Source organism: Ramlibacter sp. WS9, assembly GCF_003797765.1.
Classification (GTDB): domain Bacteria; phylum Pseudomonadota; class Gammaproteobacteria; order Burkholderiales; family Burkholderiaceae_C; genus Ramlibacter.
The window spans coordinates 107449-131726 of record NZ_RKMB01000009.1; the positions used below are offsets into that span (position 1 = coordinate 107449).

25 protein-coding genes are annotated in these 24278 nt (G+C 66.2%); 17 read left to right on the forward strand and 8 right to left on the reverse strand.

The annotated features are described in order from the left end of the window. The first annotated feature begins 10 nt into the window (after window positions 1–10). Window positions 11–988, forward strand: a complete 978-nt coding sequence (locus tag EEB15_RS15335; RefSeq protein WP_141510746.1) for a tripartite tricarboxylate transporter substrate binding protein — start codon at window positions 11–13, stop codon at window positions 986–988. Window positions 989–1004: 16 nt separating this feature from the next. Here the strand turns inward: EEB15_RS15335 and EEB15_RS15340 are convergent, their stop codons facing one another. Beyond that, entirely contained in the window at window positions 1005–1640 is a 636-nt protein-coding gene (locus EEB15_RS15340) for a helix-turn-helix domain-containing protein (protein ID WP_141510747.1), read from the reverse strand. Window positions 1641–1840: 200 nt separating this feature from the next. Here EEB15_RS15340 and EEB15_RS15345 point away from each other — a divergent pair, with 200 nt between their 5' ends. The 9 genes from EEB15_RS15345 to EEB15_RS15385 all read left to right on the forward strand — a co-directional run bounded on the left by EEB15_RS15345 (window position 1841) and on the right by EEB15_RS15385 (window position 11678). Next, complete coding sequence (locus EEB15_RS15345; RefSeq protein WP_141510748.1) at window positions 1841–3526, forward strand: tannase/feruloyl esterase family alpha/beta hydrolase; 1686 nt, start codon at window positions 1841–1843, stop codon at window positions 3524–3526. A 41-nt stretch (window positions 3527–3567) separates the two neighbouring features. Then, entirely contained in the window at window positions 3568–5031 is a 1464-nt protein-coding gene (locus EEB15_RS15350; protein WP_141510874.1) for an aldehyde dehydrogenase, read from the forward strand. Continuing rightward, window positions 5028–5801, forward strand: coding sequence for an ABC transporter ATP-binding protein (locus tag EEB15_RS15355; RefSeq protein WP_141510749.1), 774 nt, complete (start codon window positions 5028–5030; stop codon window positions 5799–5801). The genes EEB15_RS15350 and EEB15_RS15355 overlap by 4 nt, the downstream gene beginning before the upstream one ends. Window positions 5802–5805: 4 nt before the next feature. Next, complete coding sequence (locus EEB15_RS15360) at window positions 5806–6729, forward strand: branched-chain amino acid ABC transporter permease (protein WP_141510750.1); 924 nt, start codon at window positions 5806–5808, stop codon at window positions 6727–6729. Continuing rightward, entirely contained in the window at window positions 6645–7700 is a 1056-nt protein-coding gene (locus tag EEB15_RS15365) for a branched-chain amino acid ABC transporter permease (RefSeq protein ID WP_370283637.1), read from the forward strand. The genes EEB15_RS15360 and EEB15_RS15365 overlap by 85 nt, the downstream gene beginning before the upstream one ends. Continuing rightward, entirely contained in the window at window positions 7697–9025 is a 1329-nt protein-coding gene (locus EEB15_RS15370; RefSeq protein ID WP_141510752.1) for an ABC transporter substrate-binding protein, read from the forward strand. The genes EEB15_RS15365 and EEB15_RS15370 overlap by 4 nt, the downstream gene beginning before the upstream one ends. A 24-nt stretch (window positions 9026–9049) precedes the next feature. Further along, on the forward strand, window positions 9050–9817 hold the full coding sequence (locus EEB15_RS15375) for an ABC transporter ATP-binding protein (RefSeq protein WP_141510753.1): 768 nt from the start codon (window positions 9050–9052) through the stop codon (window positions 9815–9817). 136 nt (window positions 9818–9953) lie between these two features. Continuing rightward, on the forward strand, window positions 9954–10886 hold the full coding sequence (locus EEB15_RS15380; RefSeq protein ID WP_141510754.1) for a hypothetical protein: 933 nt from the start codon (window positions 9954–9956) through the stop codon (window positions 10884–10886). A gap of 9 nt (window positions 10887–10895) precedes the next feature. Next, window positions 10896–11678, forward strand: a complete 783-nt coding sequence (locus EEB15_RS15385) for a hypothetical protein (RefSeq protein ID WP_141510755.1) — start codon at window positions 10896–10898, stop codon at window positions 11676–11678. An 18-nt stretch (window positions 11679–11696) separates the two neighbouring features. On the opposite strand, the gene EEB15_RS15390 is transcribed toward EEB15_RS15385, so the two are convergent. Genes EEB15_RS15390 through EEB15_RS15420 form a run of 7 tightly spaced genes read right to left on the reverse strand, consistent with a single transcriptional unit; the run spans window position 11697 to window position 19620 of the window. Next, a complete protein-coding gene (locus EEB15_RS15390) occupies window positions 11697–12065 on the reverse strand; it encodes a hypothetical protein (protein ID WP_141510756.1) in 369 nt (122 codons plus the stop codon). Between the two features lie 5 nt (window positions 12066–12070). Continuing rightward, window positions 12071–13408, reverse strand: coding sequence for a TolC family outer membrane protein (locus EEB15_RS15395; RefSeq protein WP_141510757.1), 1338 nt, complete (start codon window positions 13406–13408; stop codon window positions 12071–12073). Window positions 13409–13448: 40 nt separating this feature from the next. Beyond that, entirely contained in the window at window positions 13449–13790 is a 342-nt protein-coding gene (locus tag EEB15_RS15400; protein WP_141510758.1) for a rhodanese-like domain-containing protein, read from the reverse strand. A gap of 10 nt (window positions 13791–13800) precedes the next feature. After that, entirely contained in the window at window positions 13801–14490 is a 690-nt protein-coding gene (locus tag EEB15_RS15405; protein WP_141510759.1) for a protein-L-isoaspartate O-methyltransferase, read from the reverse strand. Between the two features lie 20 nt (window positions 14491–14510). Then, window positions 14511–17723 carry an efflux RND transporter permease subunit gene (locus EEB15_RS15410; RefSeq protein WP_141510760.1) on the reverse strand — a complete coding sequence of 1071 codons (3213 nt, stop codon included), beginning with the start codon at window positions 17721–17723 and terminating at the stop codon, window positions 14511–14513. 5 nt (window positions 17724–17728) lie between these two features. Further along, a complete protein-coding gene (locus EEB15_RS15415; RefSeq protein WP_141510761.1) occupies window positions 17729–18925 on the reverse strand; it encodes an efflux RND transporter periplasmic adaptor subunit in 1197 nt (398 codons plus the stop codon). Continuing rightward, a complete protein-coding gene (locus EEB15_RS15420) occupies window positions 18922–19620 on the reverse strand; it encodes a TetR/AcrR family transcriptional regulator (RefSeq protein WP_141510762.1) in 699 nt (232 codons plus the stop codon). The genes EEB15_RS15415 and EEB15_RS15420 overlap by 4 nt, the downstream gene beginning before the upstream one ends. 258 nt (window positions 19621–19878) lie before the next feature. Here EEB15_RS15420 and EEB15_RS15425 point away from each other — a divergent pair, with 258 nt between their 5' ends. From EEB15_RS15425 to EEB15_RS15455, 7 genes are all read left to right on the forward strand, one after another. Further along, a complete protein-coding gene (locus tag EEB15_RS15425) occupies window positions 19879–20127 on the forward strand; it encodes a GlsB/YeaQ/YmgE family stress response membrane protein (RefSeq protein ID WP_141510763.1) in 249 nt (82 codons plus the stop codon). A gap of 540 nt (window positions 20128–20667) precedes the next feature. After that, a complete protein-coding gene (gene msrA / locus EEB15_RS15430; protein ID WP_141510764.1) occupies window positions 20668–21210 on the forward strand; it encodes a peptide-methionine (S)-S-oxide reductase MsrA in 543 nt (180 codons plus the stop codon). Between the two features lie 7 nt (window positions 21211–21217). Beyond that, entirely contained in the window at window positions 21218–21886 is a 669-nt protein-coding gene (locus tag EEB15_RS15435) for an ABC transporter ATP-binding protein (protein WP_141510765.1), read from the forward strand. After that, the gene (locus EEB15_RS15440) at window positions 21883–23085 is read left to right on the forward strand and encodes an ABC transporter permease (protein ID WP_141510766.1); all 1203 of its coding nucleotides are present in this window, start codon (window positions 21883–21885) and stop codon (window positions 23083–23085) included. Before EEB15_RS15435 ends, EEB15_RS15440 begins: the two co-directional genes overlap by 4 nt. Window positions 23086–23088: 3 nt before the next feature. Beyond that, window positions 23089–23322 carry a hypothetical protein gene (locus EEB15_RS15445; protein ID WP_141510767.1) on the forward strand — a complete coding sequence of 78 codons (234 nt, stop codon included), beginning with the start codon at window positions 23089–23091 and terminating at the stop codon, window positions 23320–23322. Window positions 23323–23340: 18 nt separating this feature from the next. Then, complete coding sequence (locus tag EEB15_RS15450; RefSeq protein WP_141510768.1) at window positions 23341–23832, forward strand: DUF3299 domain-containing protein; 492 nt, start codon at window positions 23341–23343, stop codon at window positions 23830–23832. Window positions 23833–23836: 4 nt separating this feature from the next. Further along, the gene (locus tag EEB15_RS15455) at window positions 23837–24199 is read left to right on the forward strand and encodes a hypothetical protein (RefSeq protein WP_141510769.1); all 363 of its coding nucleotides are present in this window, start codon (window positions 23837–23839) and stop codon (window positions 24197–24199) included. Window positions 24200–24278 lie beyond the last annotated feature (79 nt).

Below are 24278 nucleotides of genomic sequence, written 5' to 3' on the forward strand. Positions count from 1 at the left end.
GGAGACAAGGATGAATGCCACTCTGAACCGCATCTCGCGCCGCAGGCTTCTGGGCGCCGCCGCGCTGATCGGTGCGCCGGCCTGGGGCCAGGCCCGCTTTCCCGCCAAACCCGTCCACCTCGTCGTTCCGTACCCGCCGGGTGGCACCACCGACATCCAGGCTCGCGTCATTGCACAGAAGTTGCAGGAGCTCTCCGGCATCACCGTCCTGGTAGAGAACAAGGCCGGCGCGGGCGGCAACATCGGCGTCGATGCAGTACTGAAGGCGCCGCGCGACGGCTACACCATCGGCATCACGGCGATGAACTCGTTCGCCATCAATCCCCTCCTCACCAAGCGGCTGCCGTACGACGTCGCGCGGGACGTGCAGCCGCTCACGCTCGTGGGCAGCGTTCCGAACATGGTCGTCGTCAGCCCCGACGTTCCGGCCCGCACTTTGAAAGAATTGGTTGCGCTGGCGAAGAAGGGCGACTTCGCCTACGCAACGCCCGGTGCCGGAACATCGGTGCACCTGGCGGCCGAGATGCTTTGCGACTCGCTGGGCGTGAAGATGCGGCACATCCCGTACCGCGGCGACGCGCCGGCGCTGCAGGACGTGCTGGGCGGCCGCGTCCCCGTGATGGTCGGCAACCTGCCGGGCCTGATCGAGCATGTGCGCGCCGGCAAACTGCGGCCCATCGCCGTCACGTCGGCCAGGCGTTCACCGCTGCTGCCGGACGTGCCGACCGTCGGCGAATCGGCCGTGCCAGGGTTCGATGTGAAGGCGTTCTTCGCGATGTTCACGGCGAGAGGCGTGCCGACCGACATCGTCGACGCGCTGAACCGCGACTTGAACAAGGCCCTCGGCCATGCGGAATTGCGCAAGCAGTTCGCCAAGCTCGGCATCGACACGGCAGGGTCGTCGGTCGAAGCGCTCACCGCGCTGATCTACCTCGAGTCGCGTAAGTGGGGCCCGATCGTGCAGAAAACCGGCGCCACTTGGGATTAGGGCGCTGCTGGGCGGCCTAGCGTTTGCGGACGATCACCATGTAATAGGCGCATGACGCCTTGCCTTCGTTCAGGAAGCTGTACGGGCCCTTGACCTCGAAGTACATGGAGTCGCCCGCTTGCAGCACATGCGGCTTGCCATCGACGAACACGGTGAGCTGCCCCTCCTGTACCACCAGGTACTTTTCGGTCGGCGCGCTGTACGCGGGCAACAGCCCGGACGACTGGCCGGACGGGATGCGGTGCAGCACCACTTCGACGCCGTTATCCAGATGGGCGGGCGAGAGCACCGAGCGCTCGAAACCGGTCTCCGGATCCTTGAACGAAAGGCGTTTGCTCGCGCGGATCACGGCCACGTCCGACGGATCGGGCTGCGCGCCGAGAAAGTTCGACAGTGACATGTTGAATCCACCGGCGATGCGAACGATCACGCCGAGCGTCGGGCTCTTCTCGCCCCGTTCGACCTTGGACAGCATGGCGCGGCTGACGCCCGACTGCGCAGCCAGCTGCTCCAGCGTCATGTTGGTCTGGCTGCGCAACTGCTTGATGCGTGCGGCCAGGGCGGCCACGGCCTGGTCAGACTCGTCGGATTCGTCGTCGTCGTCGCGTGCTGTGTTGTCCCGGGCCCGGCTGGCAATAGCGGCTTTACTCATCGATTATTTGAAGTTCCCTGAAGACCGGCCTATTATCTACGATAGTAGAGAACATTCCATGTTCAGCCCACTTGCTGCCGGGCTCCTTCTGGAGAAGTAAAGGGAAAACCCCAAGAGTTTTCGTCTTGAGGTTTTGATAGTTGCCTCTTACTATTCTTCTATCGTAGACATATATCTGCGAAAGAAGATTAGGAGACAACATGATCCGATACCTCATCGCCGCGGCGTCCGTCGCGGGTGCCGTCCTCGTCGGCTGCGGCGGCTCGAGTCCCGGCCCCGTTGCCTGTGCGGACCTCAAGAACACGACGCTCGCCGGCGCCACCGTACTGTCGGCGACGGCTGTGCCCGCCGGCAGCTTCGACGCACCGGCGCAAGGCCTCATTCCAGCCCAGACGCTGGCCGGTATGCCGGCGTTCTGCCGCGTTGTGGCCCAGGCCACGCCCAGCAGCGATTCAAACATCGGCATCGAAGTCTGGATCCCGGCCGCCGGCTGGAACCAGAAGTACATGCAGGTCGGCACGCTTGCGTATGCCGGGTTCTATCAGTACGGCCCGATGGCCAGCGCATTGAAGCGCGGCTACGCGATCGCATCCACAGACACCGGCCACGCGCTGGCGGTGCCGGACCTGGCGGCGTGGGCGGCCGGGCATCCGGAGAAGATCGTCGATTGGGGCTGGCGCGCCCACAAGATCACGACGGACTTCGCCAAATTGGTGATCGCGAAACACACCGCCATGGGCTCCAAGTTTTCCTACTTCCTGGGCGCGTCGAACGGCGGACGTGAAGGCTTCATGGCCGCGCAGCGCTTCCCGCAGGACTTCGACGGCTACATCATCGACGGCCCCGCGAACAACTGGAACCGCCTTTCCGCCGGCTGGGTCAACACCGAGCAGGCGCAATTCACCAACGCCGCGTCGACGTTCGGCCAGAACAAGCTGCCCGCGATCCAGGCAGCGGCGCTGGCGCAGTGCGATGCGGCCGATGGTGTCACCGACGGCATCGTCAATGACCCGCGGTCATGCAACTTCAATGCACAGGCACTGCTGTGCACCGGCGCGGAAACCGACGCCTGCCTGACCGCGCCGCAGATCGCATCGCTCAACCGCGTGCTGGACGGTCCGCGCAGCCCGAGCACCGGCAAGCGCGTGTTTCCGGGCTACGAGCCGCACGGCGTGAACACGCCCGACTGGGTCAGCTACATCAGCGGCCCTTCGCTCTTCGGCGTGCTCAACTCCGACGGGCTGTTGGGCAACGGCTGGTTCGGTGACTTCGTGCGCGGCACCGGTGCACCGCTCAACTTCGACTTCACCACGATCAATTTCGACATCGACGTGGCGGCGGCGATCAGCACCAAGATCGGCAACGAGTCGATCGCTTCCATCGTCGATGCCGGAGGCACCGACTTTTCGGGCGTGAAGAGCCGCGGAGCCAAGATCATTCTGACCACTGGCTGGGGCGATCCGGTCGTGCCGCCACGCTATGTGATCGAGTACTACGAGAGCGTGGTCGCGGGCCCCGCCTTCAACAACAACATCGGCGCGGCGCGCGACACGTTCCGGCTGTTCATGATCCCCGGTGGCGGGCACCTGGCGGGTCCCGGCGCAATGGGTGCATCGGGCATCGGCAACCCCTTCGGCAATCCTTCCACGGTCAAGGACGCGCAACACGACGTGATCTCGGCGCTGGAGGCCTGGGTCGAGACGGGCGCCGCACCCGACGTGATCGTCGGCGCGAAGTACAACAACGACGACCCGGCCCAGGGCGTGAAGTTGTCGCGGCCACTGTGCGTCTATCCCGGCTTGCCAAAGTACAAGGGCAGCGGGAACACGAGCGACGCCGCCAGTTTCACCTGTGTCGACGGCCCGCGCGGCGCCTACCTCAACTGAATGAAGCGAAGAAGCACCCAGTGAGTACCGAGCAGTTTCTGATGCACATCGACGGGGACTGGTCCGAGTCCTGGTCCGGGCGGTGGTTCGACACCAAGAATCCCTACACCGGCGAAGTCTGGGCCCGCATTCCGCGCGCCGATGCCCATGATGTGGACCGCGCGGTGCGCGCCGCGCACGAGGCGTTCACGCGGGGAGCGTGGGCCGAAATGCACCCAAGCGACCGGGGCCTGCTGCTGCACCGCCTCGCCGATTTGATCGCCCAAAACGCCGAGGAGCTCGCCAGCCTGGAGGTACGCGACAACGGCAAGCTGCGCGTGGAGATGCTGGGCCAGATGCGCTACCTGCCGCGCTGGTTCCAGTACTACGGCGGCCTGGCCGACAAGATCGAAGGCACCGTGACGCCGATCGACAAGAAGGGGATGTTCCACTACGTCACGCACGAACCGCTTGGCGTGGTGGCAGCCATCACCCCGTGGAACTCGCCGCTGCTGTTGACCGCGTGGAAGCTCGCGCCCGCGCTCGCGGCCGGCAACACCGTGGTGGTCAAGCCGTCGGAATTCGCGTCCGCCTCCATGCTGGGCCTGGCGAAGCTGTTCGAGAAGGCGGGCTTTCCCAAGGGCGTGATCAACGTCATCACGGGCTTCGGGAACGAAGCGGGGGAGCCGCTGGTGGAGCATCCGCTGGTCGCGCGCATTGCGTTCACCGGCGGCAACGTCGGTGGCCGGCGCATCGCGGAAGCCGCGGCGCGCAACTTCAAGCGGGTGTCGCTGGAGCTGGGTGGCAAGTCGCCCAACATCGTGTTCGAAGATGCCGACCTCGACGCGGCGGTGAAAGGCGTGATCTCCGGCATCTTCGCCGCCAGCGGACAGACCTGCATGGCGGGCTCGCGTTTGCTGGTGCATCGCAATGTGCACGATGAGGTGGTCTCCCGTTTGCTCGAGCGCATGAAGACCGCGCGGCTGGGTGACCCCAACAGCCCCGACACGGACGTGGGGCCCATCGCCACCGAGCCGCAGCTGGACCGCATCCTCGGCTGCATAGCCATGGGCAAGGCCGAAGGCGCGAAATGCGTGCTGGGGGGCGAGCGCGCGACGCGGCCCGAATGCGGCAACGGCTGGTTCGTCGAGCCCACCATCTTCACCGGCGTGCTCAACGACATGCGGATCGCGCAGGAGGAGGTGTTCGGCCCGGTGCTGTCGGTGATCAGCTTCGACAGCGACGAGGAAGCCGTCGCCATCGCCAACGACACGCCCTACGGCCTGGCGGCAGGCGTGTGGACCAGCAGCCTCGCGCGCGCGACCGAGATGCCGCGCCGCCTGAAGGCGGGCACGGTCTGGGTCAACGCCTACCGCGTGGTGAGCTACCTGGCTCCTTTCGGCGGCTTCAAGGCGTCCGGCATCGGCCGCGAGAACGGCATCGATGCGATCCGCGAGTACCTGGAACCCAAGAGCGTCTTCATCAATCCGCGGCCCGCCATCAACAATCCGTTCACGCTCCAATGAATGCGGTACTCGAAGTGGAGAACATCTCGCTGCGCTTCGGTGGTGTCTCGGCGCTCACCGACATCAGCTTCGACGTGCGCGAGGGCGAGATCCGTTCCATCATCGGCCCCAACGGCGCCGGCAAGAGCTCGATGCTCAACTGCATCAACGGCGTGTACCGGCCGCAAGCGGGAACCATCGCGCTGGCCGGCCGGACCTTCCATCACATGAGCCCGCACCAGGTCGCATGCATGGGCGTGGCGCGCACGTTCCAGAACCTGGCGCTCTTCAAGGGCATGAGCGTGCTGGACAACATCATGGCGGGGCGCAACCTGCACATGCGCAGCAACCTGCTCCTTCAGGCGCTGCACTGGGGGCCGGCGCGTCGCGAAGAGCATGCGCACCGCGAAGAGGCCGAACGCATCATCGAGTTCCTCGAAATTCAGCCCTGGCGCAAGTCGCCGGTGGCACAGCTGCCTTATGGCCTGCAAAAGCGCGTCGACCTGGGCCGGGCGCTGGCGATGGAGCCGCGCCTGCTGCTGCTGGACGAGCCCATGGCCGGCATGAACCACGAAGAGAAGCGCGACATGTGCCGCTTCATCCTGGATGTGAATGCGCAGTTCGGCACCACCATCGTTCTCATCGAGCACGACATGGGCGTGGTGATGGACATCAGCGATCGCGTCGTCGTGCTGGACTATGGCAAGAAGATCGGGGACGGCTCGCCCGAACAGGTGCGCGGCAACGAGGAGGTGATCCGCGCCTACCTCGGTACGCCGGAGCCGGCTTAAGCTCATGGGTTTCCTCATCGAAACACTCGCCGGCGGCCTGATGGCCGGCATGCTCTACGCACTCATCGCGCTGGGCTTCGTGCTGATCTACAAGGCATCGGGCGTCTTCAACTTCGCGCAGGGCGCGATGATGCTGTTCGCGGCGCTGGCGATGGCGCGGTTCTCGGGCTGGCTGTTGCCTTGGACGGGCAGCCTGATCGTCGCCAACCTACTGGCCTTTGTAGGGGCCTTGCTGCTCATGGGCGGGGTTGCGGTTGCGGTCGAGCGGTTTGTGCTGCGTCACCTGGTCAACCAGGATGGCGCATCGTTGCTCATGGCCACGCTCGGCATCGCCTACCTTCTCGACGGCGTCGGCCAGCTGCTGTTCGGCAGCGACATCTACAAGATCGACGTCGGCATGCCCAAGGACCCGGTCATGGTGCTGGGCCAATGGTTCGACGGCGGGCTGCTGCTCTCGACGGAAGACGTGGTTGCGGCCCTCATCGCGGCGGTGTTGGTGGCTGTACTGGCGCTGTTCTTCCAGAAGACGGCGTTGGGCCGCGCCCTGCGCGCCGTGGCCGACGACGCGCCGGCGGCGCAGTCCGTCGGCATCGAGCTGGAACGTGTCTGGGTTGTGGTGTGGTGCGTGGCGGGTTTCGTCGCCGTGGTGGCGGGCGTGATCTGGGGTAGCAAGCTCGGCGTGCAATTCTCGCTGTCGCTCGTTGCGCTCAAGGCGTTGCCGGTGGTGATTCTCGGTGGCCTCACGTCCGTGCCCGGCGCCATTGTGGGCGGGCTCGTGGTGGGCGCGGGCGAGAAGCTGTCCGAGGTGTACCTCGGACCGTCGCTGGGCGGCGGCATCGAAATCTGGTTTGCCTATGTGCTGGCGCTGGCCTTCCTGCTGCTGCGGCCGCAGGGCCTGTTCGGCGAGAAGTTGATCGAGCGCGTATGAAGCGAATCGCCCTCGCTCTTCTTGTCGCCGCCGCGCTGGCTCTGCCCATGGTCGCGGGCGACTACTTCCTGCGCGCGATCCTCGTTCCGTTCCTGATCCTTTCGCTGGCGGCGCTCGGCCTGAACGTGCTGGTGGGGTACTGCGGCCAGATATCGCTGGGCACCGGCGCCTTCATGGCGATCGGCGCCTATGCCGCGTTCAACTTCCACGTTCGCGTCGAGGGCATGCCGCTGTTGCTGGCACTGCTGCTGGGCGGCGTCTGCGCCACGGCCGTCGGCGTGATCTTCGGCATTCCCAGTCTGCGCATCAAGGGCCTGTACCTCGCCGTCGCCACGCTGGCCACGCAGTTCTTCACCGACTGGGCGTTTTTGCGCATCAAATGGCTGACGCACGATTCGCCGACCGGATCCGTGAGCGTAGGTGACCTTCGCATCCTCGGCTCGCCCATCGAAACACCGGCGCAAAAGTACTGGCTGTGCCTGGGCGTCGTCGCGGTGTTCACCCTCGCCATTGCCAACCTGGTGCGGGGCCGCGCCGGCCGTGAATGGATGGCGATCCGCGACATGGATGTCGCCGCCAGCGTGATCGGTATCCGGCCGGTCGCGGCCAAGCTCAGCGCCTTCGCCGTCAGCTCGTTCGTCGTCGGTGTCGCGGGCGCGCTGTGGGGCTTCGTGCACCTGGGCGCATGGGAGCCCGCGGCATTCTCTATCGACCGCTCGTTCCAGCTGCTGTTCATGGTGATCATCGGCGGCATGGGCTCGATCGCGGGCGGCTTCCTCGGCGCCGCGTTTATGGTGCTTTTGCCGCTGGCCCTGAACCAGGTGCCGGCGTGGCTGGGCCTGCCGATCTCCACGGCCACCGTGTCCCACCTGGAACTGGTGGCGTTCGGCGGGCTGATCGTTTTCTTCCTCATTGCCGAGCCCAATGGCCTGGCGCGTCTGGCATCCCGAATCCCCAGGAGACAAGCATGAAAATCAGATCCCTCGTCCTCAACGCGGTTGCGGCCGCTTGCGTCACCACGGCCTCGCTGTCCGCGTTCGCGCAGGCCAAGGAGCAGTTCTTCCCGGTGCTGACCTACCGCACAGGGGCCTACGCGCCCAACGGCATCCCCATGGCCAACGGCTATGTGGACTACTTCAAGCTGGTGAACGGCCAGGGCGGCATCAACGGCGTGAAGATCCTCTACGAGGAATGCGAAACCAGCTACGCCACCGACCGCGGCGTGGAGTGCTACGAGCGCCTCAAGGGAAAGCATGGCGGTGCCGTGCTGTTCCAGCCGCAGTCGACCGGCCTGGCGTTCGCGCTCACCGAAACGGCGCCACGCGACCGTATCCCGCTCATCACGGCGGGCTATGGCCGTTCCGACACGCAGGATGGCAACGTCTTCAAGTGGAACTTCCCGCTGCTCGGCACGCACTGGATCGCCGCAGACGCGATCATCCAGCAGATCGGCAAGCGCGAAGGCGGCCTCGACAAGCTGAAGGGCAAGAAGATCGCGCTGGTCTACCACGACAGCCCGTACGGAAAGGAACCGATTGCGCTGCTGCAGGAGCGCAGCCGCATGCATGGCTTCGAGCTGGCCACGCTGCCCGTCACGCACCCGGGCGTGGAACAGAAGTCGACCTGGCTGCAGGTTCGCCAGAACCGCCCCGACTACATCCTGCTGTGGGGCTGGGGCGTGATGAATTCGACCGCGCTGAAAGAAGCGCAGGCCACGGGCTTTCCGCGGGACCGCATGTACGGCTCCTGGTGGTCGGGCGCCGAGCCGGACGTGAAGGACGTGGGCGAGGGCGCCAAGGGCTACCACGCGGTGATGATGCAGCACGGCGCCGAGCCCAACGCCAAGATCGTCAAGGACATCCTGGCGCAGGTGCACGCCAAAGGGCAGGGCACCGGCCCGAAGGAAGAAGTCGGCTCGGTGCTGTACATGCGGGGCCTCGTGTCCGCCATGGTGGCGGTGGAAGGCGTTCGCCGCGCGCAGGAGCGCTTCGCCAAAGGCAAGCCGGTCACCGGTGAGCAGGCGCGCTGGGGACTGGAAAACCTGAACCTCGACCAGAAGCGGCTGGATGCGCTGGGGTTTGCCGGCGTGCTGCGCCCCTTCGGCACCACGTGTGCCGACCATCTGGGCGCCAGCTGGGCTCGCATCCACACCTGGGACGGGGCCAAGTGGGTGCAAGCACCCGAGTGGCTGCAAGGCGACGAACAGATCATCAAGCCCATGGTCAAGGGCTCGGCCGAAAAATACGCGGGTGACAAGAAGCTGGAGCGTCGCACGCCAGCGGATTGCCAGAGCTGATCACCTCCAGAGCTGACTGCCTCCATGCTTCAAGTCAACGGCATCGAAGTCGTCTACAACCATGTGATCCTGGTGCTGCGCGGCGTATCGTTGCAGGTGCCGGAAGGCGGCATCGTCGCATTGCTCGGCGGCAACGGCGCCGGCAAGACCACCACCTTGCGCGCCATCAGCAGCCTGTTGGCCGGCGAGCGGGGCAAGGTGACCCAGGGCAGCATCAGCCTGCGAGGCGAGCGCATCGAGAACTCGCGCGCCTCGGCCCTCGTGCGGCGCGGCTTGGTGCAGGTGATGGAAGGCCGGCATTGTTTCGGCCACCTGACCATCGAAGAGAACCTGCTGGCCGGCGCATGGACGCGGCGGAAAGATCCCGCCGAGAGCGAGCGCAACCTGCAAAAGGTCTACACCTATTTTCCGCGCCTGAGGACCCGGCGCGATTCGCGGGCGGCCCTCACCTCCGGGGGCGAGCAGCAGATGTGCGCCATCGGGCGGGCGCTGATGGCCAACCCGCGACTGGTGCTGCTCGACGAGCCTTCGATGGGCCTGGCGCCGCAATTGGTGGCCGAGGTGTTCGGCATCGTGCGCGATCTCAACCGCCAGGAAGGCGTGAGCTTTCTCATCGCCGAACAGAACAGCCACATGGCACTGGCACACGCACAGACCGCGTATGTGCTCGAAAGCGGCCAAGTGGCGATGCACGGAACTGCCGACCAGCTCGCCGGCAACAAGGACGTGCAGGAGTCCTACCTGGGCACACGAGCAGGTGAGCGGCGCAGCTTCCGCGAGGCGCGGGCGTAGGCGCTCGGCGCGCCCGCGCCATTTCACGGCGCAGCCCCTCCATCGGCCGCTGTTCTCCTCCAATCTGAGGAGGCGAAAACACCGCGACAAGCCTATAACCCGGTCGTTCAGGGACTCACCACAGAGGTCAACGACCATGTTCAAACTTGTTCTCGCGCGGCTCGCCCTTGTAGGCACCGTGGCGGCCATCGCGCTCGCATCGACCGGCTGCGCCACCTACAACAACGGCACGATCGTGCGCGACGGCCCCGGGGCTGAGTTCTCGGCTTCGGAACTTAATACTTTCCGCAAGAACCAGGACGCGGTGCTGGTCGAACTGATGGAACTCGCGCAGGTGCCGGGCGTCGGGGCGGATGCGCCCCCCAACTGGGATGCGGTGATCGCCGCGGGCATGGACTATGCCGACGGCAAGTGCGAGGCGTACATGCACGCGCTCTTTCGCCTGAACCGCGACCGCAAGACCACCACGGCACAGATCGGGCTCCTCGGCGCGGCGACAGCAGGCATCCTGGCGGCGGTGGAGGCCGCGGCCAAGGACGTGGCCATCACGGCGATCGCTTTCGGGCTGGCCAGTGCGACCGTCGACAACCTGAGCGGCAGCCTGCTCTACAACCTGGATCCCTCATCGGTACGGTCACTGGTGAAGGGGCAACAGTCCAAGTACCGGGAAGTGCAGGAAAAGGGCTACTCCAGCCGGCCCGCCGCTATGCGGGTGATCCGCGGCTACGCGGCGCTGTGCCTGCCCGCAAACATCGAAGCGGAAGTCAACATTGCGGTCAAGAACGTGGAGCCGGTGGGCAACCCCGGTGACGCCGCGACCGGCCAGCCGCCCGTCGTGTCGAACTCCGAAACCATCGCCGGAAGATTCACCGTCAAGGCGGACAAGAACACGGTCACGCTGCGTGACTTCGTCTTCCCGGGCGGAACGCTCAACGCCGCGAACCGCAAGCAGCTGGAGGACTTTCTCCGCGGCAGGGGCATCAATGTCGACGTCTCGTCCTTCATGCGGCTCCAGCGCTTTGCCGCCGAGCGCGCCGAAGCGGTGTCGGCGTTGAAACTGCCGAAATAGGAGCCCGCCATGTCGCACGACGCACGCCTTGAAGGATTGACCGCAGCCGATGCCCTGGAGGTCGAGAGCGAGTGGAAGCAGCTCGGCGCGATCAACATCCAGCGCACGCCCGGGCCGGGCGGAACCTTCACGCTCACCTGCACCTTCCCCGGCTCACCGTTCGCCACCGAGAACGCCGCGCAGGTGCTGGCGCCGGTTCCGGCGGTCAGCTCCGTACCGCCTTCCACCATCAACAAGAGCACGAACTTCGCCGACATTGCGGACGAATACCGCCAGAGCTTCGACAGCTGCCAGCCCCGGCCGGAGCGCGGTGCCGCGATCGACGCAACATGCGCGCTGATCAAGCAGGGCCGTGCGCGCTACGAGGCGCTGGGCAACAAGCTGGGCATCCCCTGGATGTTCATCGGCATCATTCATTCGCTGGAGAGCAGCTGCAATTTCAAGCTGCACCTGCACAACGGAGATCCACTCACGCAGCGGACGGTCCGCGTGCCCGCCGGACGCCCCATCGCCGGGCAGCCGCCGTTCACCTGGGAACAGAGCGCCGAAGACGCGCTGCGAATGAAGGGCTTCGTCGGCTTGGCCGACTGGAGCGTCGCCAGCATGCTGTTTCGCTGGGAGAGCTACAACGGCATGGGCTATCGCACGCGCGGCCTGCCTTCTCCCTATCTCTGGAGTTTCTCCAACCTCTACACCAAGGGCCGATTCGTGGCGGACCATCAGTTCGACCCGAATGCCGTGTCGGGGCAGGCCGGCGCGGGCCTTCTGCTGAAGGAACTGCAGGCGGGCTGAACCGCGCAGCCGGGGACCCTAAGTGCGGCTGTCGGGTACAGGCTCGACAGAGCGAGACGCGGGGCACAACACCAGCGCGCCCGTGTCGCTCGCGTGGTAGTCCATCACCGCGCTGCCTTTCGCACGAAGCTGGATGCGGTAGCCGGGCACCAAGGCCATCGTGTAGTTCATCCCGGGTTGCGGGCAGCCCAGGCTGCCATCGGGCCAAGTCACCGCTTGCGCCTTCACGAGTTCGAACGATTGCGCGGCTTGCCCCGTGTGTTTGGCGGCGTGGGCGCGCGCCGACTGCACGGCGGCGTCCAGGCCGACGGGCTGCGCGCCCGCACCGTGGGCCACGACGAGCAGAGGTGCGATAAGGAGAGGCGCGATAAGCCAGGCGCCCCGCATCGCCGTCAGCCCTTGGCCAACAGCGCGTTCAGCCTGGCCAGGTCTTCCGGCAGCAGCGTGCCGGCGGCCTGCCGCAGCTTCAGGTGCCCTATCAGCACGTTGTAGCGCGCCTGCGCCAGATCGCGCTTGGTCTGGAACAGCTGGCTCTGCGAATTGAGCACGTCGATGTTGATGCGCACACCCACCTGGTAGCCCAGGCGGTTGGCGTCCAGCGCGCTCTGGCTGGAGGCCTCGGCGGCTTCCAGCGCCTTGACCTGGCCCTGGCCCGAGACCAGGCCGAAGAACGCCGTGCGCACAGCCTGGGCGACGTTGCGGCGCGCCGATTCCAGGTCGGCCTGTGCTTTCTCTTCCAGCGACAGTGTTTCGCGAATGCGGTTTTGCGTCGCGAAGCCGGCGAACAGCGGCAGGTTGAACGAGAGGCCGACGGTGCTCGTGTTGCTGCGCGTGTCGACGGGCACCGTGGTGTTGCCGCCGGGGTTGCGATTGACGTTGTAGCTCGCCGTCAGATCCAGCGTCGGCTTGTGGCCGGCCCTGGCCTTTTCGGTCTCGAGCTGGGCGATCTCCACGGCTGTCTTGGACTGCTGGATCGAAGGGCTGTTCTCTTCGCCTTGCTGAACCCAGACGTTCACGTCGGCAGGCTGGGGGGCGGGCACCGTGATCGGCAGCGCCAGTGTGTTGGGCTTGACGTCGGGCTTGCCCACGAGCGAATCGAGTGCCAGCCTCTTCACGCGCAAATCGTTTTCGGCCTGGATCTCCTGGGCAATCACCAGGTCGTGCCGCGCCTGCGCTTCGCGCGTGTCCGTGATGGTCGATGTGCCGACTTCGAAGTTGCGCTTGGCCGACGCCAGCTGCTCGCCCACGGCCGTCTTCTGCGCGCGCACGAAGGCCAGCGTGTCCTGCGCGGCCAGCACGTCGAAGTAGGCCTGGCTCACGCGGATGATCAGGTCGTGGCTGGCGGCGGTGAGCTGCGCCTGCGCCAGCTCCACCTGGCGCTTGCCCTGCTGGAAGGTCGCGAAGTTGGCGGGCCGGTACAGCGGCTGCGAAGCGCTGATGGTGCCGGTTTGCCCGGTGACGCCCCGATCGATCGCAGGCACGGTGTTGTCGACGTTCGCCCGGGACAGGCCGAGCGACAGGTTGGCCGACGGCAGGATGCCGGCGCGGGCCTGTTCGGCGCGGTACAGGTTGGCGTCGTACTGGGCCTTGGCCGATTGCCACGTGGCGTCGTACGCCCGCGCCGATTCGTACAGCTCGAGCAGGCTCTGGGCTTGCACGGGGCCGGCGAACGCCGCGCCCAGCGCCACCGACAGGGGCAAAAGCCGTGAGGTCCGCCGCAGTAATTTCATGTTCCGTCCTTGTGATCGAATGAGTCTGTCTTCGTGGAGCCTAGTAACGCGGCACACCCGGGTCGCGCTCGCCCGACCAGGCGTCGATGCCGCCGGCGATGTTGGCCAGGCGCTCGAAGCCGTTGCCGGCAAGGAACATCGCCACGCGCTGGCTGCGCGCGCCGTGGTGGCACAGGCACGCCACCGGGCGCGCCGGGTCGAGCTCGGCAACGCGCGCGGGCAGCTGGTTCATCGGGATCGCCACCAGTTCGAAGCCGTCCGCCTTCACGCTCGCTCGCTCCAGTTCCCACGGCTCGCGCACGTCCAGCACCAGGGGCACGGCGCCATCGGGCTGGGCCTGGAACCAGGCGGCGAGGTCGGCGGGGCGGACTTGATCGATCATGGGCCGGCTTTTAGAAGTTGAAGCGCGAAGGCTCGGGAAAGCCCGCGAGGCGCGGTGCCACCGTGTCCCAGGGCTGCGCCGTGGTGTAGGCGGCGTCGCCGGTACGGGTGACGAAGGTGGCGCGCATCACAGGCTCGCTGCCGACGATCGCCGCCAGGCGGCCGCCCACCTTGAGTTGCGCGAGCAGCGCCTGCGGCACTTCAGGGACCGAGCCCGAGAGCAGGATCACGTCGAAAGGCGCTTCGCCCGACAGGCCCTTGGCGCCATCGGCTTCACGCACGTCGACATTGGAGATGCTGGCGCGCTGCAGGTTGTCGCGGGCGGCGCGGGCGAGTTCGCCGTCGATCTCGAGCGAGATGACGCGCTGCGCGCGATGCGCCAGCAGGGCGGCCATGTAGCCGGAGCCGGTGCCGACTTCCAGCACCTTCTCGTGGGCTTGCACGCGCAGGTCTTGCAGCAGGCGGGCCTCGACTTTCGGCTCCAGCATGCACTGGCCCTTGCGCAGCGCTTCTTCGGCCGGGCCGCGCAGCGGCACCAGCATGTCGACGAAGGCCAGCGCCTTGTGGGCGAGCGGAACGAACTCTTCGCGCCGCATGACGGACAGCAGGTCGAGAATGGACTTGTCCAGCACATCCCAGGGGCGGATCTGCTGTTCGATCATGTTGAAGCGGGCTTGTGCGAGGTCGGCGGGGGCGTTCATGGGGGGTTCCTTGGGCGAAATCAGGGCAAATCGCCGATTTTAGAGGCCGGCACCGCGGCGATGCTGCCACCCCCACCCGAGGATTTGCGCTTGCGGGAGAACCAGGCAGCCAGGTCGTCCAGGTAGCAATAGACGACCGGCACCACCACCAGCGTCAACAGCGACGAGGTAATCACCCCGCCGATCACGGCCTGGCCCATGGGCGCACGCTGTTCCGAACCTTCGGTCAGGGCGAAAGCCAGCGGCACCATGCCGAAGATCATGGCCAAGGTCGTCATCAGGATGGGGCGCAGCCGGACGCGCGCCGCATGCAGCAGCGCCTCGGTGCGGTCCATGCCTTCTTCCCGCATGCGAATCGCGAAGTCCACCAGCAAGATGGCGTTCTTGGTGACCAACCCCATCAGCATCACGATGCCGATGATGGAGAACATCGACAGCGTCGAGCGGAACATCAGCAGCGCCAGCACCACGCCGATCAAGGTAAGGGGCAGGGATGTCATCAGCGCCAGCGGCTGCAGGAAGCTCTTGAACTGGCTGGCCAGGATCATGTAGATGAAGATCACCGCCATCACCAGCGCAGACACCGCGTAGCCGAACGACTCGGCCATGTTCTTGGTGGAGCCGCTGAACTGGTAGCGGTAGCCGGGCGGGAAGGCGATGGTGTCGAGCTGGGCGCGGATGTCGTTCGACACTTCGCCCGCCGACCGGTTGTAGACGTTGGCGTTGATCGCCACCTCGCGCGTCAGGTCGCGCCGGTTGATCTGGTTGGGGCCGGTCGATTCCTTCACCGTCGCTACCTGGTTCAGGCGCACGACGCGCGTGCTGCCGTCGGCGTTGGCGCCCATGGCGAAGGGCAGGCGCTCCAGGTCTTGCGGCGCATTGCGCGCGTCGGGCGCGAGGCGCACGTTCACGTCGTAGGTCTGGTCGTCGGGCGCGCGCCAGTTGCCCACCGTCTGGCCGGCGACCAGCGTGCGCAGCGAGCTGCCGATCTGCGCCACCGACAGGCCCAGGTCGGACGCCGCGTCGCGCTTCACGTCGATGCCCACCACCGGCTTGTTGGGTTTGACGCTGGAATCCAGGTCCACCAGGCCGGGGATGCCGCGGACCTTCTCCGCCACCAGCATCTGGAGGCGCTCCAGCTCTTTCAGGTCCGGCCCCTGCAGCGAGAACTCGACCTGCTTGTTGCCGCCCACCGCGTCCAGCAAGCCCACGTGTGTGACGGTGATGCCGGGAACCTGCTTCAGCCGCTCGCGCAAAACGCCCGCCATCTGGTCGACGCTGACGCTGCGCTGCTTGCGGTCCACCAGGCGCACATAGACCGATGCGTACATCTTGCCCTGCGCGTTGCCGGTGTTGATGGTGGACAGCGTGTACTTCACCTCCGGGAATTCGCGGATGATGGACTCGACCTGCCGCGCCTTGGCCTCGGTCGCTTCCAGAGACGAGCCCACCGGCGTGTAGAAGTTGAGGCTGGTCTCGGAGAAGTCGGCCTTGGGCACGAACTCCGTGCCCAGCAGCGGCACCATGAAGATGCTGGTGATGAAGATGGCGACGGCGGCGATGACGGTGGCGAGCTTATGGCCCAGCGACCAGCGCAGGATGGTCTGGTAACCCTCCGCCAGCGATTCGGTCGCGCTGTCGAACCAGCCCGTCACGCGGCCGATCGTCTTGTCGTAGAAGTTCGGGTTGTCCTTGGGCTTGCCATGCGAGTCGATGGCCGGGTCGTGCCAGATCGAGGACAGCATCGGATCCAGCGTGAAGCTCACGAACATCGAGATCATCACGGCGGCGACGATGGTGACGCCGAACTCGTGGAAGAACTTGCCGATGATGCCGCCCATGAACCCGATCGGCAGGAACACCGCCACGATGGAGAAGGTCGTGGCCAGCACCGCCAGGCCGATCTCCTGTGTGCCGTCCAGCGCAGCCTGGAACGAGGTTTTTCCCATCTGCACATGGCGCACGATGTTCTCCCGCACGACGATCGCGTCGTCGATCAGCAGGCCCACGCACAGCGACAGCGCCATCAGCGTGATCATGTTGATCGAGAAACCGAACAGGTTCATGAAGAGGAAGGTGCCGATGATCGAGATCGGCAGCGTGAGCCCGGTGATCACCGTCGAGCGCCACGAGTTCAGGAACAGGAAGACGATGAGCACCGTGAGCAGCGCGCCCTCGATGAGCGTGCGGCGCACGTTCTCTACCGACACGCGGATCGGCCGCGAGCCGTCCATGATCGGCTCCAGCCGCACGCCCGGCGGCAGCTGCGTAGCCATCTCGGCCACGGTCTTCTTCAGGCCGTCGACCACTTCGATGGTGTTCTCGTCCTGCGACTTCTGCACGGTGAGCAGCAGCGTGCGGCCGCCGTTGTAGAGGGCCAGGCTGTCGATTTCCTGCGCGCCGTCAGAGATGCGCGCGACCTGGTCGACGCGTACCGGCGAGCCCCCGCCGGCTTGACCGGCGGCTCCTGATCCTTTCCGCGCCACGATGATCTTGCCGAAATCTTCCGGGCGCTGCATGCGTGCGTCGATCTGCACCACGCGCTCCTGCGCCAGCGAGCGGATCGCGCCCAGCGGCAAGTCCTGGTTCTCGTTGCGCACGGCCGCGACGACCTGATCGGCGGTGATGCCCAGCGCTTCCATCGCAACCGGGTTCAGGTACACATTGATCTCGCGCTTGGTGCCGCCCACCAGCGAGACCGAGCCGACGCCGCGCACGTTCTCCAGCCGCTTCTTGAGCACCTGGTCGGCCCAGTTGGTGAGCTCCACCGCGCCCATGGCCTTGCCTTTGTCGGAATCCGGCAATACGGCGAGCGACCAGATGGCGCGCGCGGAAGGGTCGAACCGCAGCACGCGCGGCTCCTTCACCTCGGTGCGGAAGTTCGCGCGGATCGCCGCCACTTTCTCGCGCACGTCCTCGGCGGCCTTGCGCCCGTCGATGTGCAGCTGGAACTCGATGATGACGACCGACTGGCTCTCGTAGCTGCGCGAGGTGAGGGCGTTGATGCCGGCGATCGAGTTGACGCCTTCCTCGATCTTCTTGGTGACTTCGCTCTCGACGATTTCAGGCGACGCGCCGGGGTATTCGGCCTGCACCACCACCACCGGGAAGTCGATGTTGGGGAACTGGTCGACCTTCAGGCGCTGGAGCGAGAACAGGCCTAGCACCACGATCGCGAGCATGATCATGGTCGCGAAGACCGGGTTCTTCAGGGAAATGCGGGTGAACCACATGGCGATTACGGCGCGGTCTTGGCGGTGGACGCCGCGCGCGCGGGCGCCGGGGCCGCGGCAGGGGTCGCCGCCGTCTGCGTGAAGCGCACGGCCGCGCCTTCACGCAACGGCCCCACGCTCCCCTTGATCACCACGGCGCCCGGCGCGAGGCCCTTCACCGCGACCATCACTTCATTGCCGGCTTCACCACGCACGCCCGGCTCCACCGTCTTGTGCGCGACCTGGTTGTTCTCGACCACTTGCACGTAGGGCGCGGGCTTGTCCGTACGCACCGCGGCCAGCGGCACCGCCAGCGATGAGGTTTGCCCCGTCGCCAAAGTACCTTGCGCGAACAGGCCCTGCCGCAGGCCGGCCGAGTCCGCGATGGTGAGGTACGCCAGCACACCGCGGCTGCCGGCTTGTGCGCTCGGGTTGATGCGAGCGACTTTCGCCACGATGGGCCGGTTGCTGCCTTCGATCTGCAGCGCGGCCTGCTGGCCGACGCGCACGTCGACCGAGTCGCCGGCGCCGAGCGTCGCTTCCAGTTCCAGCCGGCTCAGGTCGACGATCTCAATCACTTTCGCATCGATGCTGACGCGCTCGCCGGGCTGCGCCAGGCGTTGCGCCACGACGCCGGTGATGGGCGCGCGCAGGACGGTGTCGTCCAGCGTCTTGCGGGCCATGTCCACAGCCGCCAGCGCCGCCTTGTGGTTGGCCTGCGCCGCGGAGAAGTTGTTCCACGAGGTGTCCAGCGCGGTCTTGGAAATGAAGCCCTGGTCCACCAGTGCCTTGTTGTTGTCCCACTGGCGCTGCGCGATGTCGATCTGCGCCTTGGCCGAGTCGGCCTGCTCCTGCGCCTGCTTGACGCGGGCGGTGTGCTCGGTGGCCTCGACCCGCGCGATCACCTGGCCGGCCTTCACGAGATCGCCTTCGCGCACCGTCAGGCCCTGCAGTTCGCCGGCGGCGCGGGCTTTGACCAGCGCGGAGTTGACAGCCTTTAGCGAGCCGGAAATCGGCAGGCCCTGCGACAGTTCACGCACTTCCGCCTTCACCACGTCGGTGGCCGCGAGTTCGACGACCGTCTGCGCCTTGGCCACGCTGGCCTGCGCCACCGCCTCCTGCTGCGCCTTGCGCGCCGACAGCGCGCGCACGACGCTGAAAGCGATCAGCAGCAACACGATCCCCGCGATGAGCCACTTGTAGTGGCGCTTGGTCAGTCTCATTTCTTGCCCCGTCTCTTGTCGTTCTCGTTGTCTGCACGCGTGCTGAACCCGTTCAGCAGCGTTTCCGCCTGCGATGCGATATAGCGCTCCGGGTCGAGCGGGTAGTCCTGCGGCATGCAGGCGCCCATCGAGTGCTTCATCATGATGAGAAACACCATGGGCGCCGTGATGCTGAACAACGCATAGTCCATGTCCAGTACCTGGAACTCGCCTTTGTCGACGCCGCGCTGCAGAATCCGCCGGATCAGGTCCTGGCCGGGCTGGATCACTTCGCGCTGATAGAACGCGGCGAGATCGGGGAAATTGCGGGCTTCGCTGATCATCAGCTTGGTGATACCGGAGGCCCGGGTGGCGCCGACGCGCTCCCACCAGACCTTCATGCAATAGCGCACCATGTCGGCGCTGCTGCCCTCGAAGGTCTCGAATTCGTGGTTCCATTCCTGGAATCGACCCGAGATGTTCTCTCGCACCACGGCCTTGAACAGCTCTTCCTTGCTGGGGAAGTACAGGAACAGCGTGCCCTTGGACACGCCGGCGCGCGCGGCCACTTCCTCGGCGCGCGTGGCGGCGAAGCCCTTTTCGACGAACAGGTCGAGCGCGGCGTCCAGCAGTTCGCCGGGCCGCGCTTCCTTGCGCCGTTCGCGTTTGGATTGCCCCTCGTCGCCGCGGGCGCCGATCAGCTTGGAAAGTGACATGGGAAAGTTAATGACTGACTGGTTAGTAATGTAGCTTTGGGGGCGGCGGACGTCAACTGTCCAGCCCCGGTCGTCGCACCCAGGCCCCTGTTTTTTCAGGTAAATCTGTAGTAAACCACCACTCGGGCGCGCGCGCCGCAGGAAAGGGAACATGATGGGACGCCCCGTCCCGGGGCCGTTGACCTCTGCCGGAGAACCCCCATCAACTCATTTATCTGGTGCGCCGTCGGCGGCGCCATCGGTTGGCTCGCGGCCACGATGATGAAAAGCGAAGGCCGCACCGGCCTCATCGAAAGCGTGCTGGTCGGCGTTTTCGGGGCGTTCATCGGCGGTGACTTCGTCGTCGCGCTGTTGAACAAGGGCGTGGTCAACGACAAGGTTTTCCACATCGGCTCCCTCGCCTTTGCGGTGGCAGGTGCGGTGGTGATGCTGCTCATTCTCAAACTGCTGCGCCGGAGCGTCGGGCCGTTGCAGTCCGGCAAGAAGAAGCCCCGTTCAAGGTCTTAGTCTGTCCTCGCGCAAGTTCTGGGACGCCTTGTTTGCATTGGGCCCGTAGACCTCGCGGCGAAGCTGTGCGTGGGCGGGCTGCGGCGCGATGGCTACGGCGTTCGGCATCGCCTGCTTCGCAAGCTCCTGCCGAATTCCTTGCGCCGGGAGACCCCGCGACCCGCGCGAAAAAACTCGCCTCCGCTACGCTGCGACTCAAACAATTTTCGCGAGCATGAAACGGTCGCACGGCTGAAGCCGTGCTGGGTCGCGAGGCCACCCGCCGCAAGCGCCTGGGCTGTATTCGCGCCACAGCCCGCCCACGCACAGCTTCGCAAACCATCGAGGCGCGCCACCGGTCGCTTGCCAACGCTTCAGCGGTCCGCCCCAACATCGGCCAGCCACCAGTGGCCTGCCACGCGCTCACGGCAACGCCATGCACGGCGTTGCCGTGAAGTAACCGAATGCGGGATTTCAAGAGCAGCGGCGCCGCCAACACACACCCGCGCGTAAGATTGGCGCCGGCCGCCGCGACAGACGGCTTTTCCTGGAGAAATGCGCATGTCCTCATCCCCGCAAACCATCGTCCTCGGCGGTGGCTGCTTCTGGTGCACCGAAGCAGTCTACGTGCGCGTGCGCGGCATCACCGACGTGGAGTCGGGCTACAGCAACGGCCAGGCCCAGCGCCCCAGCTACGAACAGGTGTGCACCGGCACCACCGGCCACAACGAAGTCGTGAAGCTCACGTACGATCCGGCCCAGATCAGCACGCGGCAGATCCTGGAGATCTTCTTCATCATCCACGACGCCACCACGCTGAACCGCCAAGGCAACGACACCGGCACGCAATACCGCAGCGGCATCTACTACACCACACCCGAACAAAGGGACGTGGCCGACGAGCTGATCCGTCAGATGAGCCAGGACAAGGTGTTCGACCGCGCCATCGTCACCGAGGTGCTGCCGCTTGCCAACTACTGGCCAGCCGAGGACTATCACCAGGACTTCTTCGAGCGCAACCCGAACCAGGGCTATTGCGTGGCGGTGGCGGGGCCGAAGGTCGCCAAGTTCCGCAAGACTTTTTCCGAGCTGGTGAAAGAATGAAGCGTCCGTGATCGAGACCCGCGCGCTGCGATACGCCTATCCGTCCGGGCCTGTCTTGTCGTTCCACGATGTCGGCGTGCCGCAAGGCGGCACCATGCTGCTGCGCGGCAATTCCGGCGCGGGCAAGTCGACTTGGCTGGCGCTGGCCGCGGGGCTGCTGACCCCTTCCGCCGGTGAGGTGGTGATCGCCGGCCAGCCGCTGTCGAAGCTCTCGCGCGCCGCGCGCGACGCGTGGCGGGCGCGCAGCATCGGCTTTCTTCCGCAGAAGCTGCACCTGAGCGACGCGCTCACCGTGGAGCGCAACCTGTCCCTGGCGTTCTACGCCGCCGGCGTGCGCGAGGATGGAGCTGCCGTGGCGCGCGCCCTTGACCAGCTCGGCGTCGGCGATCTCGCCAATCGGCGCCCGTCGCAGCTGTCGGGCGGCCAGGCGCAGCGTGTGGCGCTGGCCCGCAGCATCCTGATGGCGCCGAAGGTCATCCTGGCCGACGAGCCCACGGCCAGCCTGGACGACGAGAGCGCGCGCACAGGCTTGAAGCTGCTCGAGGACTGCGCACGCCGGTGCAACGCGACGCTCGTCATCGCGACGCATGACCGGCGAGTGCACGAGGCCATGCCCACGGCGACGGTCTACCAGCTCGGCGCCGCAGTGGCGGACGCGCAGGGCGCGCCGTCATGAAGACCGCCGCGCTCGCCTTCCGCTACCTGTGGTCGCGTCCGCTCCAGGCCGTGCTCAACCTGCTGTTGCTCACGCTGGGGCTCGCGTCCATCACGTTCGTGCTGCTGGCCAGCGAGCAGATCGACCGCGCCTTCCAGCGCGATCTGGCGGGCATCGACGTGGTGGTGGGCGCCAAAGGCAGCCCGATGCAGCTGATCCTGGCCGGGGTTTTCCACATCGACGTGCCGCCGGGCAACATTCCGCTGGAAGACGTGCAGAAGCTGCGCCAGCAGCCGCAGGTCGACAAGCTGATTCCGCTCAGCCTGGGTGACAGCTTCCGCGGTTTTCGAATCGTCGGCACCACGACCGATTACCTGGCGCACTACAAGATGGCATTCGCCCAGGGCCAGGCCTGGGAGCGGCCGATGGAGGTGGCGCTGGGCGCGCAGGTGGCTCGCGACGTCGGGATGGTCACGGGCGACACCTTCATCGGCAGCCATGGCCTGGGCGGCGGCGGTCACGATCACGGCGAGAACCTCTTTCGCGTCAAGGGCGTGCTGGCACCGTGCGGATGCGTGGTGGACCGTTTGATCATCACGCCGACCGAGACGGTCTGGCAGGTCCACGAGAAGGCGGTGGCCATCGACGACGCCGACCGCAAGGCGCTGGAGGCCGCGCGTGAAGTCACCATCGCGCTGATCACCTACAAAAGTCCTTTGGCGGCGGTCACGTTCCCGCGCTGGGTCAATGGCAGCACCGACATGCAGGCCGCCGCGCCGGCCATCGAGGTTTCGCGCCTGCTTCGCATGCTGGGCGTGGGCTCGGAAGTACTGCGTGGCGTGGGCGCCGTGCTGCTGTTCACGGCCGCCTTGAGCGTCTTCATCGCGTTCTGGAATGCTGTGCGCGAACGCCGGGCCGATCTGGCGATGTTGCGCATGTTGGGCGCGACGCCGGCCAAGGTCGCGGCCTTGCTGCTGTGTGAGGCACTGTGGCTGGCCGTGCTGGCGTCGATTCTGGGCCTGGCGCTCGGCCATGGCTTGACAGCCCTGGTAGGCTACTTGTTGGAGGCGCAGCGGTCGCTGCCGGTCAGCGGGCGCATCTGGGTCTCGGCCGAAGCGTGGATCCCGGTGGCCGCGGTCGCCGTGGCCACGCTGGCCGCGCTGATCCCGGCCGTGAGCGCGTCGCGGGTCGATGTGGCCCAATTGCTCAATTCGAGGTAATACATGAAGCGGATGTGGATGCTGGCGGCCTTATTGCCGCTGCTGGCAGGGGCGGCCGAAAGCCCGGAAGACATCAAGAAGGACGCACAGCGCCATCGGGCGATGGCGGTTGCGCATGAGGCGATGGCCAAGTGCCTGGAATCGGGCAAGAAGCCCGAGCTGTGCCAGAAAGAACTGCTGGCCGCCTGCAAGGGCCTGGGTATAGGAAAATACTGCGGAATGAAGCATGAGCACTGAGTTGCTCGGGAGCAAGCCATGAAGAGAGCAGTCGTCTTGTTGGCCCTTTTGGCCGCCGCCACGGCCGGCGCGCAGTTGAGCCCGCCTGTGCCCATGGGCACAGGCCCCGGCGTGCACAGCCCCAACAGCCCGTTCGCGCCTCTTCCGGCGCGTGCAGATGTCGTGTCATGGGAAGTGCTGACGGCCGTCAAGACGCGTGCCGAAAAGAACAAGCTGCTGCCCGATTTTGGCAAGGCCCAATTGGCGTTGAACCAGAAGACGCAGCGCGTCCAGGGGTTCATGATGCCGCTGGAACCGGGCGAGAAGCAGACGCACTTCCTGCTGAGCTCGGTTCCGATGTCGTGCGGCTTCTGCACGCCCGGCGGCCCGGAAAGCATGGTCGAGGTCAAGACAAAGACACCCGTGCGCTACACGCTGGACCCGGTGACGGTGGAAGGCAAGTTCGCGGTGCTGGCGGACGATCCGTACGGCCTGTACTACCGGCTCACCGAAGCCGTGGGCGTCAAGTAATCGCATGGCGGCTCGGCGCGGTTGGCTCTGGCTCGTGCTGTTTGCGCTGGTGGCAGCGCAGACGCTGGGCTTGATGCACCGCGTCGTCCACGCGGACGGCAGCCGGAATGCCGCTTCGCTATCCGTCCAGTTCCAACAAGACCAGGGGCCGGGCGCCGGCGAGAGCTGGACGGCCCGCCTGTTCTCGTCGCACGACGATCCCGGCTGCCGGTTGTTCGACCAGCTCGGGCAGGGCGCCGTCCCTGAAATGCCCGCCCTGCAACTGCCGGCGTGCGCGCCCGCGGCCCTCATCCTCTGGTACCAGGGCGAATACCTCGCCCGCTGGGCCGCGCTGTTCGACGCGCGCGGCCCGCCTTCCGTTCGCTGACCTTCCCCATCCCGCCGCGTGCCGTCCCTTGAAGGGGCGGCGCGCGCCAGTCTTTGGCCGTCAGTCGAATCGGATATCC

Coding starts and splice junctions, on each gene's coding strand:
- EEB15_RS15335 (WP_141510746.1), top strand. CDS start 11: ATGAATGCCACTCTGAACCGCATCTCGCGCCGCAGGCTTCTGGGCGCC.
- EEB15_RS15340 (WP_141510747.1), bottom strand. CDS start 1,640: ATGAGTAAAGCCGCTATTGCCAGCCGGGCCCGGGACAACACAGCACGC.
- EEB15_RS15345 (WP_141510748.1), top strand. CDS start 1,841: ATGATCCGATACCTCATCGCCGCGGCGTCCGTCGCGGGTGCCGTCCTC.
- EEB15_RS15350 (WP_141510874.1), top strand. CDS start 3,568: ATGCACATCGACGGGGACTGGTCCGAGTCCTGGTCCGGGCGGTGGTTC.
- EEB15_RS15355 (WP_141510749.1), top strand. CDS start 5,028: ATGAATGCGGTACTCGAAGTGGAGAACATCTCGCTGCGCTTCGGTGGT.
- EEB15_RS15360 (WP_141510750.1), top strand. CDS start 5,806: ATGGGTTTCCTCATCGAAACACTCGCCGGCGGCCTGATGGCCGGCATG.
- EEB15_RS15370 (WP_141510752.1), top strand. CDS start 7,697: ATGAAAATCAGATCCCTCGTCCTCAACGCGGTTGCGGCCGCTTGCGTC.
- EEB15_RS15375 (WP_141510753.1), top strand. CDS start 9,050: ATGCTTCAAGTCAACGGCATCGAAGTCGTCTACAACCATGTGATCCTG.
- EEB15_RS15380 (WP_141510754.1), top strand. CDS start 9,954: ATGTTCAAACTTGTTCTCGCGCGGCTCGCCCTTGTAGGCACCGTGGCG.
- EEB15_RS15385 (WP_141510755.1), top strand. CDS start 10,896: ATGTCGCACGACGCACGCCTTGAAGGATTGACCGCAGCCGATGCCCTG.
- EEB15_RS15390 (WP_141510756.1), bottom strand. CDS start 12,065: ATGCGGGGCGCCTGGCTTATCGCGCCTCTCCTTATCGCACCTCTGCTC.
- EEB15_RS15395 (WP_141510757.1), bottom strand. CDS start 13,408: ATGAAATTACTGCGGCGGACCTCACGGCTTTTGCCCCTGTCGGTGGCG.
- EEB15_RS15400 (WP_141510758.1), bottom strand. CDS start 13,790: ATGATCGATCAAGTCCGCCCCGCCGACCTCGCCGCCTGGTTCCAGGCC.
- EEB15_RS15405 (WP_141510759.1), bottom strand. CDS start 14,490: ATGAACGCCCCCGCCGACCTCGCACAAGCCCGCTTCAACATGATCGAA.
- EEB15_RS15410 (WP_141510760.1), bottom strand. CDS start 17,723: ATGTGGTTCACCCGCATTTCCCTGAAGAACCCGGTCTTCGCGACCATG.
- EEB15_RS15415 (WP_141510761.1), bottom strand. CDS start 18,925: ATGAGACTGACCAAGCGCCACTACAAGTGGCTCATCGCGGGGATCGTG.
- EEB15_RS15420 (WP_141510762.1), bottom strand. CDS start 19,620: ATGTCACTTTCCAAGCTGATCGGCGCCCGCGGCGACGAGGGGCAATCC.
- EEB15_RS15425 (WP_141510763.1), top strand. CDS start 19,879: ATGATGAAAAGCGAAGGCCGCACCGGCCTCATCGAAAGCGTGCTGGTC.
- msrA (WP_141510764.1), top strand. CDS start 20,668: ATGTCCTCATCCCCGCAAACCATCGTCCTCGGCGGTGGCTGCTTCTGG.
- EEB15_RS15440 (WP_141510766.1), top strand. CDS start 21,883: ATGAAGACCGCCGCGCTCGCCTTCCGCTACCTGTGGTCGCGTCCGCTC.
- EEB15_RS15445 (WP_141510767.1), top strand. CDS start 23,089: ATGAAGCGGATGTGGATGCTGGCGGCCTTATTGCCGCTGCTGGCAGGG.
- EEB15_RS15450 (WP_141510768.1), top strand. CDS start 23,341: ATGAAGAGAGCAGTCGTCTTGTTGGCCCTTTTGGCCGCCGCCACGGCC.
- EEB15_RS15455 (WP_141510769.1), top strand. CDS start 23,837: ATGGCGGCTCGGCGCGGTTGGCTCTGGCTCGTGCTGTTTGCGCTGGTG.